At 64.1% G+C, this 13,848-nt stretch carries 15 protein-coding genes; 11 read left to right on the top strand and 4 right to left on the bottom strand.

Going from position 1 to position 13,848, the window contains the following annotated elements; translation table 11 throughout:
- Nucleotides 1-840: 840 nt before the first annotated feature.
- From pgsB to Pla175_RS04780, 5 genes are all read left to right on the top strand, one after another.
- Nucleotides 841-2,037: a poly-gamma-glutamate synthase PgsB gene (pgsB, locus tag Pla175_RS04760; RefSeq protein ID WP_145281605.1), complete on the top strand. Its 1,197-nt coding sequence runs from the start codon at nt 841-843 to the stop codon at nt 2,035-2,037.
- A 144-nt stretch (nt 2,038-2,181) separates the two neighbouring features.
- Nucleotides 2,182-2,727: a poly-gamma-glutamate biosynthesis protein PgsC gene (gene pgsC / locus Pla175_RS04765; RefSeq protein ID WP_197527271.1), complete on the top strand. Its 546-nt coding sequence runs from the start codon at nt 2,182-2,184 to the stop codon at nt 2,725-2,727.
- Nucleotides 2,724-3,875 (top strand): poly-gamma-glutamate system protein, encoded by a 1,152-nt coding sequence (gene pgsW, locus Pla175_RS04770; protein ID WP_145281609.1) that lies wholly within the window; start codon nt 2,724-2,726, stop codon nt 3,873-3,875. Before pgsC ends, pgsW begins: the two co-directional genes overlap by 4 nt.
- A gap of 3 nt (nt 3,876-3,878) precedes the next feature.
- Nucleotides 3,879-4,061 carry a CPXCG motif-containing cysteine-rich protein gene (locus Pla175_RS04775; protein ID WP_145281611.1) on the top strand — a complete coding sequence of 61 codons (183 nt, stop codon included), beginning with the start codon at nt 3,879-3,881 and terminating at the stop codon, nt 4,059-4,061.
- Nucleotides 4,062-4,388: 327 nt separating this feature from the next.
- Entirely contained in the window at nt 4,389-5,192 is an 804-nt protein-coding gene (locus Pla175_RS04780; RefSeq protein ID WP_145281613.1) for a polyphosphate kinase 2 family protein, read from the top strand.
- A gap of 62 nt (nt 5,193-5,254) precedes the next feature.
- Here Pla175_RS04780 and Pla175_RS04785 read toward each other — a convergent pair whose 3' ends face one another.
- Genes Pla175_RS04785 through Pla175_RS04795 form a run of 3 tightly spaced genes read right to left on the bottom strand, consistent with a single transcriptional unit; the run spans nt 5,255 to nt 7,303 of the window.
- Complete coding sequence (locus Pla175_RS04785; RefSeq protein ID WP_145281615.1) at nt 5,255-5,593, bottom strand: hypothetical protein; 339 nt, start codon at nt 5,591-5,593, stop codon at nt 5,255-5,257.
- 18 nt (nt 5,594-5,611) lie between these two features.
- Nucleotides 5,612-6,709: a protein arginine kinase gene (locus tag Pla175_RS04790; protein WP_145281617.1), complete on the bottom strand. Its 1,098-nt coding sequence runs from the start codon at nt 6,707-6,709 to the stop codon at nt 5,612-5,614.
- A gap of 60 nt (nt 6,710-6,769) precedes the next feature.
- Entirely contained in the window at nt 6,770-7,303 is a 534-nt protein-coding gene (locus Pla175_RS04795) for a UvrB/UvrC motif-containing protein (protein ID WP_145281619.1), read from the bottom strand.
- A gap of 382 nt (nt 7,304-7,685) precedes the next feature.
- On the opposite strand from Pla175_RS04795, the gene trpE reads away from it, so the two are divergent.
- From trpE to Pla175_RS04825, 6 genes are all read left to right on the top strand, one after another.
- Nucleotides 7,686-9,221, top strand: a complete 1,536-nt coding sequence (gene trpE, locus Pla175_RS04800; RefSeq protein WP_145281621.1) for an anthranilate synthase component I — start codon at nt 7,686-7,688, stop codon at nt 9,219-9,221.
- A 96-nt stretch (nt 9,222-9,317) separates the two neighbouring features.
- Entirely contained in the window at nt 9,318-9,872 is a 555-nt protein-coding gene (locus tag Pla175_RS04805) for a YqgE/AlgH family protein (protein ID WP_145281624.1), read from the top strand.
- Between the two features lie 231 nt (nt 9,873-10,103).
- Complete coding sequence (gene epsC / locus Pla175_RS04810; RefSeq protein ID WP_145281626.1) at nt 10,104-11,033, top strand: serine O-acetyltransferase EpsC; 930 nt, start codon at nt 10,104-10,106, stop codon at nt 11,031-11,033.
- Between the two features lie 126 nt (nt 11,034-11,159).
- The gene (locus Pla175_RS04815) at nt 11,160-11,435 is read left to right on the top strand and encodes a hypothetical protein (protein ID WP_145281628.1); all 276 of its coding nucleotides are present in this window, start codon (nt 11,160-11,162) and stop codon (nt 11,433-11,435) included.
- The gene (locus Pla175_RS04820; protein WP_145281630.1) at nt 11,401-11,982 is read left to right on the top strand and encodes a nucleotidyl transferase AbiEii/AbiGii toxin family protein; all 582 of its coding nucleotides are present in this window, start codon (nt 11,401-11,403) and stop codon (nt 11,980-11,982) included. Before Pla175_RS04815 ends, Pla175_RS04820 begins: the two co-directional genes overlap by 35 nt.
- Before the next feature lie 14 nt (nt 11,983-11,996).
- Nucleotides 11,997-12,611 carry a hypothetical protein gene (locus Pla175_RS04825; RefSeq protein ID WP_145281632.1) on the top strand — a complete coding sequence of 205 codons (615 nt, stop codon included), beginning with the start codon at nt 11,997-11,999 and terminating at the stop codon, nt 12,609-12,611.
- A gap of 75 nt (nt 12,612-12,686) precedes the next feature.
- Here the strand turns inward: Pla175_RS04825 and tatC are convergent, their stop codons facing one another.
- Nucleotides 12,687-13,748, bottom strand: coding sequence for a twin-arginine translocase subunit TatC (gene tatC, locus Pla175_RS04830; protein ID WP_145281634.1), 1,062 nt, complete (start codon nt 13,746-13,748; stop codon nt 12,687-12,689).
- Nucleotides 13,749-13,848: the final 100 nt, after the last annotated feature.

Genomic DNA, 13,848 nt, shown 5'->3' on the forward strand with positions numbered 1-13,848 from the left:
TTTGTGAGCCGAGGCGTCTCTGCCCCCGGAGTGGTAGACGGGATGGCTGCATCAAGCGAGCCGCGCCGGGGGCGGGGACGCCCCGGCTCGCACGGAGGCACGACGCCCCGAGTCGCGAGGCGCGTTCGCTGGGCACGCGAGAGGATAATGCGCCGCGGGCGAAATAAAACAAGGCCCGACGCCCCCCGAAGGAGACGCCGGGCCCTGGTATCGTTTTGCTTTGAGATCAGGCGTTGCGGAGGCTGCTAGCGGCCCCCGCTCGGCGGGAACTCAGAAGCAGGTGGTGGTCGCCTGGGGCGACCCGTCGGCCATCTCAGGCGTGACCACCTCGCTGGCTACATGGACAATTAATCAAAGACCACCTCCTTTTGAAACTAGGTTACGGCGGACCGTGGAGTGAATGCCAGAGACGCTCCCAGGCCGGCCCTCTAGTCCGTCACGCGTCGTCCGCGTGACCTCTACTAGTAATTATAGTCGGCCGTTGGGGGCCGTCTATGTGAATCTGCAAGGTTTTGCGCCTTGCAATTGGTAAGAGCCCCCCCGGCGTGGCGGGGTTCGCGAAAAAATGGCGGTTTTTTCTCGGCGTCTAGTTCCGCCGCATGGCCGAGGATCGCCCGACCGCTTCGGGCGTTCCCTCCTGCGATTTCCTAGCAGAGATGGCGCCCAGCCGGGGCGCGCCGGCCTCCGCTGCCGCTCGGCCCGCCGGGTTGGTTCGGGAATTCCTCTTTGACTTGGCCTCGACAGCCGATAGAAAACCGTTAATCTTCCCGCATTCGCGTAACACGGTTTTCCGCCCGAAGTCCCCTAGACCTCCGCCGCCGCCCCCTAGCGGCGATACCCATGATTGGCACCGCGGCGCTGCTCACCACCACCGGCCTACTCGTAGGCAGCGGGATTGTGGAGCTGGCGCGCCATCGCGCCCGCCTCGCGAAGATACCGGTCCGCGTTCACGTCGCCGGCACGCGGGGAAAGAGCAGTGTGGCCCGCCTGATCGCTGCTGGCATGCGCCACCACGGGACGCGGACCTGCTGCAAGACCACCGGCACGCTGCCTCAGATGATCCTGCCGGACGGCACGGAGTACCCCGTGTTCCGCCCCGCCGGCGCCAACGTGATCGAGCAGATCCGCATTGTCGACACGGCGGTCGATTTCGGCTCTGAGGCGTTGGTGATGGAGTGCATGGCGCTCATCCCCTACCTGCACTGGCTGTGCGAGGACAAGCTGGTCCGCGCCACCCACGGCGTGATTACCAACGCCCGTGAGGACCACCTCGACGTGATGGGCCCGGGCGAGCGCGACGTCGCCAGGTGCCTGGCCGGCATGACACCCGTTGGCGGCAAGCTGTACACCGCCGAACGCGACCACCTCGATATTTTTGACATGGCGTGCCGCGACCGCGGCACCGAGTTGATCGCTGTGACCGAAGAAGACGTGGCCGCCATCACGCCGCTCGACCTATCGGGCTTCCCCTACGTCGAGCACGCAGAGAACGTGGCGCTGGCGCTGCGGGTCTGTGGCGACCTGGGGGTCGCCCGCGGCACGGCGCTCGCGGGCATGTGGCAGGCCAAGCCCGACCCGGGGGCGATGACCGCCCACGAGATGAACTTCTTCGGCCGGGAGATCAACTTCGTCAATGGGTTCGCCGCGAACGACGCCGAGTCGACCGAGCGGATCTGGAAGATGGCGCTCGAGCGGTACCCCGACGTCTACCGCCGGATCGCGGTCTTCAATTGCCGCGTAGACCGGCCGGACCGTTCCGAGCAGCTCGGCAAAGCCGTGATGAGTTGGCCCGCGGCCGATTACTACGTGCTGATCGGCACCGGGACGTACATCTTCGGGCGGGCCGCGGCCAAGGCGGGCATGGATTCGCTGAAGCTCGTGTTCGCCGAGGACCGCAAGGCGGACGAGATCTTCGAACGGATCATCGAGCTCTCCGGCGGTTCTGCACTGGTGATGGGCATGGCCAACATCGGCGGCATCGGCCTCGACGTGGTCCGCTACTTCGCGAACCGCAGCACGACGAGAATGTTCAAGTGACGGGCTTTAGGCGTTCGGTATTAGCCGTTGGGACGAAAGCCGCGCAGGCGAACGCACACGCGGCAGATACCGCGACCAACCATTCGTTTCCTGACGACGCAAACCAAAAACCTAACACCTTAGAAAAACCCGAAGGGGATCAACGTGGCTGAGTTAATCGCGGTCTCCATTGGAATCGGGCTGGCCGTAAGCCTGCTCTTCTCCGAGGTGTTCGGCCTGGCGGCCGGCGGCATGGTCGTGCCCGGCTACTTTGCCGTGTACCTCAACCGGCCGATCGACGTCACCCTGACGATCGTCTGCGCCCTGGCGACCTACTTCATCGTCCACCTGCTGTCGACCTTCATCATCATCTACGGCCGCCGCCGCACGGTGCTGATGATCCTGGTGGGGTACCTGATGGGCTCGCTGATCCGCTGGTCTATGGTGAGCGTCTCGCCGATGTTCACCACCGGCCCGGCCGGCGAGGAAGCCGCCAACAGCCGGGTCGACCTGCTGGGATCGCTCGCTTACACCTTTGGCCCGGGGCAAGACAGCTTCGAGCTAATCGGCTACATCATCCCCGGATTGGTGGCCATCTGGATCGACCGCCAGGGGCTGGTCGAAACGCTTGGCGCGCTCGCCAGCGCCGCCGTGGTGGTCCGACTGATCCTCATCCTGATCTACGGCGCCCAGCTCAACGCAATCCTATGAAAAAAATCTATTGGCGGCCGCGCTCCGTCTCACGCACCGCGCTCGTGCTGATCGGCGTCATCTCTGTGATCGGCCTCGTGATGGTCGAACGCCTCAAGGTGTTCGGCGACCGGCCGTTCTATCAAGAGAAGACCATCGCCGCTCAGATGGCTGAAGACGCGATGGAAAAGATCCGTGCACAGCGGGTGCTGGTTGGGCCCCCCATCGACTCGGCGACCGATATCGCCCAGTCGGGCCTGCTGGGCCTACCCAACTCGGTGGTGACCAGCGTCCACGGCGAGATCAGCGCCAAGCAGACGTCGATCAACCCGAACTTCGCCGGCGCCGTGGTTGAGATGCTCAAGAACGCCGGTGTGCAGCGGGGCGACGTGGTGGCGCTGGGGGTCTCAGGCTCGTTCCCTGCCTTGAACGCCTGCACGTATGCCGCCATCGAAACGCTGGGGCTGGAGCCGGTGGTGATCGCCAGCGCCAGCGCCTCCGAGTGGGGCGCCAACGTGCCCGACCTGCTATGGATCGACATGGAGCGTGTGCTGTTCGACGCGGGCATCTTCAAGACCAGGTCGATCGCTGCGTCGCTCGGCGGGTTCGACGACAACGGCGGGGGGCTCTCCGAAGAAGGGAAGAAGGTGGTCCGAGAGGCCATCAAAGAGAACGGCCTCAGACTGCTGGAGACCCCCAGCTTCACCGAAAGCGTTACCGACCGGATCGACATCTACCGCGAGGCGGCCCGCGGACGACCCATCACCTGCTACATCAATGTCGGCGGCGGCACCGTCTCGGTCGGCACCAGCGTCGGCAAGAAGCTGTTTAGCCCCGGCCTCAACCGACGCCCCCCGGGCCTGCTAGGCGACATCGACGGCGTCATGCCGCGGATGATCAACCAAGGCGTCCCCTGCATCCACCTGATCAACATCATCACACTCGCAGAACTCTACGGCCTGCCGATCGCGCCGGCCAGCATGCCGGAAGTAGGCGTGGGAGACGTGTTCCGTGGCTACGACTACGACAAGAAGAAAGTGATCGCGCTACTGGCGTTGATCTTAGCGTCGCTGTACGGCTTCATCCGCTCCGACATCGGTTTCCGCCTGCTCCGCGCCCCGGCGGCAGGGAAGAAGCGTGGTTCGGGACACCCCGAGCCGATGGTGTAAGGCGTGCAGGACGAAGCCGCCTACGTCTGCGACTCCTGCGGCGAGGAGATTGTCGTCCCGGTCGATCTTTCGGCGGGCGACGATCAACAGTACGTGGAAGACTGCCCCGTCTGCTGCTGCCCCAACGTGGTGCATGTCCGCGTCGATGACGACGGCCGGGTCGAGGTTTGGGCCGAAGCGGAATAGGAAACCGCCAAGACGCCAAGAGCGCCACGATGCGCCAAGACGGGACGGGGTGAACCGCCAAGGACGCCAAGAGCAAAAAAAAAGTTGAAGGGAAACCGGATTATGGGGCCGGCTAGATCGACAGGGCTACCACGAAGTGTCGTCCAATGCCCAAACGGGTTCTTGCGACGAATTTTTCTCGCATCAATGCTTGGTTGATCCCGTAGATCCAGCCGATCCGTCACGCGGTTAGTCGTTTGTTTCCTTGGCGTCCTGGGCGGTTCCCTATCCGTTGTGGCGTGCTTGGCGCTCGTGGCTTCTTGGCGGTTCTTCTGTCAGACTGTCTGCATGACACACCCCACCACGTTCAAGCCCGGCAGCGACGCCGACATCCACAAGATTGACCCCCGCCACGTGGAGGGGGACTGGGACAAGGAATCGGCCGCCGCGCAAATCGAAGAAAACACCGCCAAGAGCCGCGAGCTGGCGTACAAGCTGTACGCCGAGGACCGCAGGGCCCTGCTGGTGGTGCTGCAGGGGATGGACACGGCGGGCAAGGACGGAACCATCCGTGTGGTGATGACCGGCATCAACCCGCAGACGTTCCAGATCAAGTCGTTCAAGCAGCCGAGCGAAACGGAACTAGACCACGACTTCTTGTGGCGTATCCACAACGCGGTTCCGCGGCGGGGCAACATCGGCGTATTTAACCGCTCGCACTACGAGGACGTGCTGGTGGTGCGCGTCCACAATCTGGTGCCCGAGGACGAGTGGAGGAAGCGCTACGACAAGATCAACGCCTTCGAAGAGCTGCTGGTCGAAGGGGGCGTGACGCTGATGAAGTGCTTCCTGCACGTCAGCAAAGAAGAACAACGCGAACGCCTGCAATCTCGCCTCGACGAGCCTCACAAACGCTGGAAATTCAGCCGCGCCGACCTGGCCGAGCGGCTGCTGTGGGACGACTACCAGAAGGCGTACGAGGACGCGCTGACCAAGTGCAACACGAAAGACGCCCCGTGGCACATCGTACCAAGCGACCGCAAATGGTACCGCAACCTGGTGGTGAGCCAGTTGTTGCTCGAGACGCTGGAGGGGATGGACCCGCAGTTCCCGGCGCCCGAAGCGGGGCTGGATGGGATCGTAGTGGAGTAGATCACCAATGCGTGTGAGCCGCGTCGTCCTCGACCCCGGCGTGGTGAAGCAAACTCCGCTCGCTAATCGGACGTGACCTCGATTTCACTTACCGCAAGCCGAGCTCGAGTCGCTCCGATCTCGCTGGCAAGCCCGGTCCGCAATTGCGTCAACTGCTGTTCGCTGACCCTGCCCCGGAGGATGATATTCCCGTCGCCATGCCGATCAATCTGCAGCGCCGGAAGAGTAGGGTCGTTGTGAAAGATCGAAAGAGCAAGCGATTCTTGGAAAGTAAAACGACCGTTGAACTCGCTCATCTTTCCATCAAACATGCCCTGCATGTAGCCAGCTAGCCACCCGACAGTCCAAATGAGCGCCGCGGCAATCAATAGTCCGATCGCCTTAGCAATCTTGATGCGCATCTTGCGATCGTCCGCTGCTCAGTTGTGCCCCGCCGACGCCCCGCCGTTGCCGTCCAGATGCCGGCGTAGGTAACTCGCCCGTTCGATGTTGCGGTCGGAGGTGTCCAGCTCCATCCCGGCGATCTTCTGTAGGTGGGCCGGTTGGGTGTGGATGAACAGCTTGTTGATCGTGGGGATTTCGACGTCGCGGATTAGTCCCAGGTTGATCCCCATCCGCACGCTCGAGAGCAGGTGAAGCGTCTCCTCGCTGCTGATGGTCTGGGCGGTGCGGAGGATGCCGTAGGCGCGGCTCACGCGGTCGTGCAGCGTCTGCTGGCTCTCCTGCATCAGAAAGTCGCGGGCCTTGCGTTCGTACCCCAGCAGCACCGGCACGATGTCGGCCACCTTTTTGGTCAGCTCTTGCTCGCTCTGGCCCAGGGTCACCTGGTTGGAGATCTGGTAGAAGTCTCCCATCGCCTGCGAGCCTTCGCCGTACAGGCCGCGCACCGCGAGGTTGATCTTCTGCAGGCTGCGGAACACCTTGTCCACCTGCCTGGTGATCACCAGCGCCGGCAGGTGGAGCATCACGCTGACGCGGACCCCGGTGCCGACGTTCGTCGGACAGGCGGTCAGGTAGCCCAGCTTGTCGCTCCAGGCGTAGGTGATTTGTTCTTCCAGCAGGTCGTCGAGCGTGTTGATCTGTTCCCAGGCGGTTTCGAGGTCGAGCCCGCTGTGCATCACCTGGATGCGGAGGTGGTCTTCCTCATTGATCATCACGCTGAACTGCTCGCCGCGGTCGATCACCACGGCCCGGGCGCCGTCCCCTTCGGCCAGCTCGCGGCTGATGAGTTGCCGCTCGACCAGGAACTGCCGGTCGATCTCCTCGAGCCGGCCGACGTCGACGTACGCCAAACTGGAGGGGAACTTCTCGTTCTCCTTCTGCAGCGTCTCGATGCGTGTGCGGAGCTGCCGCTCGATTTCTTCGCGGTCCGACTCGGTCGCCCGCGCGATGAACGGAAAGTCCGCAAGATTACGCGCCAGGCGCACGCGACTGCTGATGACGATGTCCGACTCAGGACCGGCGCCGCGGAGCCATTCGCCGCTGCTGGGCGCCAGTTCTTCGAGGTTGAATGCCATAGGGGCGGCGTCGCCGGTCCGCTACCGCCAAGCTCTTGGCGGTTGGGGCGGGCGTCGGGTTCATTCCTGGCTGAGGGAGGGCTTGGCGGGGGTCTCACGCGTCTTTTCGACGACGCGGATCTTGTCTCGTAGTTCCGAAGCTCGTTCGTAGTGCTCTTGGGCGATCGCTTCCTTCATCTCGCGACGCAGGCGTATGAGCTGCGTCCGCTGTTCGGCGTTCTCCGAGCAACGACGCGGCGCCTTGCCCACGTGCTGCGTCTCGCCGTGGATGCTCACCAGCAGCGGCTCGAGCTCGCGGGCGAAGCATACGTAGTCGTGCGGGCAGCCGAGCCGCCCCTGCTTGCGGAACTCGAGGAAGCTGATCCCGCACATCGGGCAGACCCGCTCGTCGAGGCGCGCCAGCTCTTCGGCCGTCTCGCCGACCGCCTGTGCAAGCAGGCCGGCCATCTCGGGCATCATGTGGGGGGCTTCTTGCTCCGGCGGGGCCAGAAACGCCTGGGCGCACCCCTCGCAGAGGTGGACCTCGCTGGGGGCGCCATCCACCATGTCGGTGATGTGAAACGTGGCCGGTTTATCGCACTTCTGGCATTTCATGACGGATAACCCCGCGGGCGTCGGCCCGCTCGCTCCGACACAGCGTCGGCAGTCTCTTAAGTGTACGCGGCAGAAAGACGATCGGGCCAGCGTTGAGGCGGTCGCTGCACAGAGAACCGGCAATCGGCCAGCCTGGCCCCTTCGTCGGGCGGCCACGGCGGTGTCGATGGGATTCTATCGGGGCCCCCCCGCGTGTCAAGTTCGTTTGATGCGCGTAAAGCGTTCCGCAGCAAATTGTTACGAGTTCCGAGCCGGAGCGTTGTTGGCGGCCTGCGGGGTTGCTATCGTGCGGCAAGTTTACTCACGCTACGGCCACCGCTAGCGCGCCCCAAATGCAGGGGGCTGGCGGTCCGTCCCGACCGATTCCGCCCCGATTGCGCGCATGCCACACCTGCCTGACTACGAATCCTTCGAGAAGCTTGCGGCAGGGGTCGATGCGGCGCCCGTCTATCGCCGGCTGCTGAGCGATAGCCTGACCCCGGTCACCGCGTTCCACCGGCTCGATACGGGGGGGACGGCTTGCCTGTTTGAGAGCGTGATCGGCGGAGAGAAGGTCGGCCGATACAGCTTTCTGGCCAGTGAACCCTATCTCACGCTCGAGGCCCACGGCGAAGAGGTGGTGCTGCGGCACTTCGGCAACGTCGCCGGCGGGGCCCCTTCCAGCAAACCGGTACGCACCGAGACCCAGCGATTCGAGAACCCGCTCGACGCGCTCCGCAAGCTGGTTGCATCGGTCAAGGTGGCCCACGTGCCGGGCCTGCCGCCGTTTGTTGGGGGCGCGGTCGGTTACGCCGGCTACGACACCGTGCGCTATGTAGAAGACCTTCCCAACGCGCCGCAGGACGACCGGTTGCTCCCCGATCTGGCGTTCGCGTTCTACGACCACATGGTGGTTTTCGACAACGTGCAGAAGACGGCCGTGGTAGTGGCCCTGGCGCGCGTGGGGGAGGGCGCCGACCTGAGGGCCGCGTACGACGACGCCGCTGCGCGTGTCGACCGGCTGGTCGACCGGCTCTCGGCGCCTCCGGAGAAGGAGCCGCTGCCGATGGCCGACGTCAATTTAGTTGGCGCCCCGACCGCCCAGTATCAGTCCAACTTTACCCAGGCCGAGTATGAGGCCGCGGTGCGGAAGTGCGTTGAGTACATCCGCGCCGGCGATATCTTCCAGGTTGTGCTAAGTCAACGTCTGCAAACGCCGTTGGCCGCGTCGCCGCTGGAAGTCTACCGCACGCTCCGGGTGGTGAACCCCAGCCCGTTTATGTTCTTCCTGCGGACCCCAAGCTGTACACTAGTCGGGAGCTCGCCAGAGATCATGGTCCGCGTGGCGGACCGCAAGGTCACCGTCCGCCCCCTGGCCGGCACCAGGCCCCGCGGACACGACGAGGCCGAAGACGACCGCCTCGCCGCCGAGTTATTGGCCGACCCCAAGGAACGCGCCGAGCACGTGATGCTGGTCGACCTTGGCCGCAACGACGTTGGACGGGTCGCCAAGTACGGGACCGTGGAGCTGAGCGACGTGATGTCGATCGAACGCTACAGCCACGTGATGCACATCACCTCGAACGTCACCGGCGAGCTGCGCGACGAGGCAGACGCGTTCGACGCCTTGGCCGCCTGCCTGCCGGCGGGGACCGTCTCTGGCGCCCCCAAGGTGCGTGCGATGGAGATCATCGACGAATTGGAGCCCCACCGCCGCGGCCCGTACGCCGGCGCGGTAGGCTATATCGACTTCACCGGCGCCATGGACACCTGCATTGCGCTCAGGACGATGGTTATCAAGGATGGCGTCGCCTACATCCAAGCCGGCGCCGGCCTTGTGGCGGACAGCAACCCGACCGCCGAGTACGAAGAAACCCTGAACAAGGCCCGCGGCTTGCTCAAGGCGATCGAGATCACCAAAGAGCGAACGGAGCGATAGACGTTCGACGGCAGGCGACGCGTAGCCTAACGTTCATCAGACATCGCTCTGGCCAACGAACCGTTGCAAACGGCCCCTAACCTCTGACGCAGCGCGATGACCTCCTTCCTCGCCGGAAAGCTGCTGGTTGCTTCACGTCACTTGCGGGACCCAAACTTCCTGCGGACGGTGGTGCTGATACTGGAGCACACGGCCGACGGGGCGTTGGGCGTGGTGCTGAACCGGCCGAGCGGACGCACCGTTCAGGAGGTGTGGCGGGCGATCGAGGCCCCCCCCTGCGACTCGCAGGCGCCCATCTACGTCGGGGGGCCGGTGCCGGGGCCGCTGATCGCCCTGCACACGGACGCCCAGGTCGCCGAAAAGCGGGTGCTCCCGGGCCTGTTTATGGCGATCGAGCGGGAGAAGATCGACGCCCTGGTGCGGCAAGACGACAAGCCGTTCCGGCTCTACTCGAGCAACTCCGGCTGGGGCGCCGGCCAGCTCGAAAGCGAGCTGGCCGCAGGGGGATGGCTCACGACCGACGCGTTGGCGGGCGATGTCTTCGCGTCCGCGGAGTCGCTGTGGACCGACGTCACCAAGCGCATCGGACTCAAGATCATGCTCCCCAAGACCCCCCCCGATCGGCTGCCCAGCGACCCCTCCATGAACTAGGTCAAATTGCCCGGTCTGCCCGCAGCGCCTAAGATCAAGCTGGCGCCGCTGGCGCGAGCCGAGGGAACCGCTAAGCACGCACCAACCGCAAAGACGATAACCACCAAGGACGCTAAGAAGCACAAAGGAGTAGGATGTAAGATCGATGGTTCCTCCATCGTCCTTTCTTGGTACTTCTTCGTGTCCTTGGTGGTTGAGTTTTTTGAACGTTTCCTTTCGTTAGGCGAAAGCATGGCCACCGACTTCCGGCTCAAAGATCAGCTCCCCGAGCTCACCGAGCGGCTCGTGCAGACCTACGACCAGGTCGGCAAGATCGACCACCTCGATCACTGCCCGCTGCCGAAGCACGCCGAAGTAGTGGCCGCCATCGGCGACCTGCAGGAGGTGCTCTTCCCGGGCTACCGCCAACGCGAGGGGCTGCACCGCGGGAACGTCACCTACTACATCGGTGAGGTGGTCGACCGGCTGCACGACCGGCTCACCCAGCAGATCGGCCGCGCCCTGCGGCACGAGCAGCACGCCGACTGTGACGACGAGCGTGACTACGAGAAGCTGGGCCAGGCCGCCACGATCGAGTTTCTCAAGAAGCTGCCCGACCTACGCGCGGTGCTGGCCACCGACGTCGAGGCCGCCTATGTGGGCGACCCCGCGTGCCGCGGCGCCGACGAGGTGATCTTCTGCTACCCGGGGCTCGAAGCGGTCACGGTCTACCGCCTCGCCAACCTGCTCTACCGCATGGGGGTGCCGTTCATCCCGCGGATGATGACCGAGTGGGCCCACGGCCGCACCGGCATCGATATCCACCCCGGCGCCACGATCGGCGACCACTTCTTCATCGACCACGGCACCGGCGTGGTGATCGGCGAGACCTGCCAGATCGGCCGGCACGTGAAGCTGTACCAGGGCGTGACGCTCGGGGCGTTGAGCTTCGCGACCGACGAGAACGGCGACCTGGTGCGCGACACCAAGCGCCACCCGACGATCGAAGACAACGTGGTGATCTACGCCAACGCCACGATCCTCGGCGGCAACACGGTGGTCGGCGAGGGCGCCGTGATCGGCTCGAGCGTCTGGATCACTCGCAGCGTGCCGCCGCGCACCACCGTCGTGCTGGAGAAGCCGGGCCTGCGGATGCGCAGCGAAGACGCCGGCGTGGCGTAGACGTGGGTCAGGCCTCGGCTGCCAAGCCCCGGGGCAACCGCTTACCCAACGAAAGGCAGGCGAGGCCTGCCCTACGAAACTGGCTAAGTGCTTCCGTCCCACCGGGGCTTTGGTACAATCCGCACGATGGCCCCCGAAACGCCGACCGCCGAAGCCGTCCCGCCTCGCACGAACACACTCGGCGTGATCGAGGTGGTTGAGCCGCGCGTCGCGGAGATCTGGCGCCGCATGACGCCGTTAGAGAAGATGGCGCTCATCGACGGCGGCTATCGTTTGGCGCGGCAATGTGTTCGAGGTGGGGTGATGTATGATCACCCCGAATGGACCGAGCAGCAGGTCGAAGGCGAAGTCTCGCGGAGGATAAGCCGTGGAGCCGACTGGCCTGCTACGCATCGCGGTTGAAGTTCTCGATCGCATCCGCGTCCCCTACGCCGTGGTTGGGTCGCTCGCCAGCGGGGCGTGGGGAGAGCCACGCGTGACGCTCGACGTGGATATTGTCATCCAGCTAACACAGATCGACGTCGCGGTGCTGTGCGCCGCATTCCCCGAAGAAGAGTTCTACGTCAGCCGTTCTGCCATCGACGAAGCAGTACGCACGCAGGGGCAGTTCAATGTGCTGCAGCTCACCACCGGCATGAAAATAGACTTCATGGTAATCGGCTTCGAGGGCTGGCCGGCCGAGCAGATGCGGCGTCGCCGCCCGACTCGGCTGCTAGAGGAGCGAGAGGTGCTCGCGGCGTCGCCAGAAGACGTCATCCTTGGCAAGCTCATCTACTTCAAGGAGGGCAGGTCGCCCAAGCACCTGCGTGATATGGCCAGTATACTAAACGAGCGCAAGGATCGGCTCGACAGTGACTACATCGTGCGCTGGGCGACGACGCTCGGCGTGTTAGCGGAGTGGGAAGAGCTTCATCAGCGGATGGCGACCGGCGATTTTACGGTTGTCTAACCCCGAGCAGCTCCATGCCCCGCCCCCGCTTCTCCCTGCTGAACCTGCTGTTGCTCACCACGATCGTGGCGCTCGGACTGACGACGGGGATGCTGTGGCGGGAGGTGGGGCCGTTACGGCAAGAAGTACAGCAGCTTCGCAACGAAACGGGCAAGCTGATCGTCGAAGACCCGACACGACTCGCGGCAGTGCAGTGTCCGCAGACGGACGAGCTCAGTTGGAAGTGGCGTGTGTGGTTGCCAGCAGGGCACAACTATCTGGTACGGACGGCTGGTGACGATGGCGGGCAAGTGGTGCCCGCTACCGGATTCATCCCGAGTCTCTCGGGGCAAGTCCTTGAGTCGGGGACGGAGAACGTGATTGAGTACCGCATCCGTCGTGACTTGCAGACAGACGTTTGGCGTGGATCGGTTCGAATCGCCGGCCAGTTAAGGGTGACAAGCGGTAATCACGACTGGGTAGATTGGCCGATGCGTTGCTCAAAGACAGGTGGCGTTAATGGTACTACGGAATCGCAGGACGCCAAAAATCCAATGGTGCTCATGCGGTTTCAGATAGCCGAGGTGAATAGGTCAGATGAAATACCGGACCCGGCACGTGGGTTCTTGATTTGGATCGAACCGCAATAGCCGGATCCGTCAGCAGCACTGTCCCAAAAGCCCGACCGCGCTTCGCAGGCTCGGCAGGCGGGGCCTGCCCTACGACTACGCGTCCGTCGGCTCCCCATACGGCGCCGTCGGCCGCGGCATCCACTTGCACAGCCCGATCCCCCCGAAGTACAGCACGCACAGAGGCACGGCCATCAGGATCATGCTGTAGATGTCGGCCGGGGTCAGGAAGACCGAGATGATGCAAATCACGATCACCGCGATCCGCCAGTTCTTGACGTAGTCGGCGGTCTTGAAAACCCCGATCCGCTCCATAAACAGCATCACCAGTGGGAGCTGGAAGCTGATGCCGAACCCCAGCGGAAGCAGCAGCACGAAGCTCAGCCACTCGCTGATCCGCGGCGTGGCGTCGATCTTCATCCAGTCGTAGAACAAGAACAAAAAGTCGACCACCAACGGCAGCGCCATAAAGAACGCGATGGCCGCCCCGGCCAGGAACAGCGTGATGCTCATCGGCATGTAGGTGTACACCATCTTCCGCTCGTTCTTGTACAGCCCGGCCGCCACGAACTCCCAGATGAAGTAGAAGATAAAGGGCCCCGCCAGCACGGCGCCCACCAGCAGCGACGCCTTGATGTACACGCCGAACGCGTCCGGCACCCCGGTGCCGATGGTGTTGGTGCGGGGGTCGTCTTCGATCCGTTCGTACAGGGTGAGCGGCACGAGGTCGGCCGGAAGCAGCTCACGGGGCACACCCTCGGGAGCCGGGTCTCCTTCCACGGCGGCCTGCGCCGCGCCGCCGCCCAGCAGCCGCCTAAGCTCTTCGCGGCTGAAGAAACGGAGCTTTGGGATCAGTCGGCTGTCTTCCGGGAGCTGGCTGAGCTCTGTGAGCGTCGCTTCGTCGATCCCCTGCCGGCGTAGCTGCTCGATCCGCTCGACGTGAGCCTGCTTAACCTGCTTGGCGCGGAGCTTCTCGAGGCTGGCCCGCAGCGGGGTCTGCACGTAGTCCACCACCCAGCCGCCGCACCACAGCCCGACGCTGAACCCCAAGGCGAGCGCGATCAGGCACTTCCACAGCGTCCCCCGCAGTTCTTCGAGGTGCTCCCCGAAGGACATCTTGCTCTGCTCGAACAGGTCTTCGTCGCGTTCGCGTTTCATCTCGGTCGGGTACTTCTACAAATAGGACGCGGATCAGCGCGGATTGGGCGGATCGAGACGGAGGATGGATGCGTATCCGCCTAGATCCTGATCACCCGCG

This window comes from Pirellulimonas nuda, from assembly GCF_007750855.1.
Taxonomy (GTDB): domain Bacteria; phylum Planctomycetota; class Planctomycetia; order Pirellulales; family Lacipirellulaceae; genus Pirellulimonas; species Pirellulimonas nuda.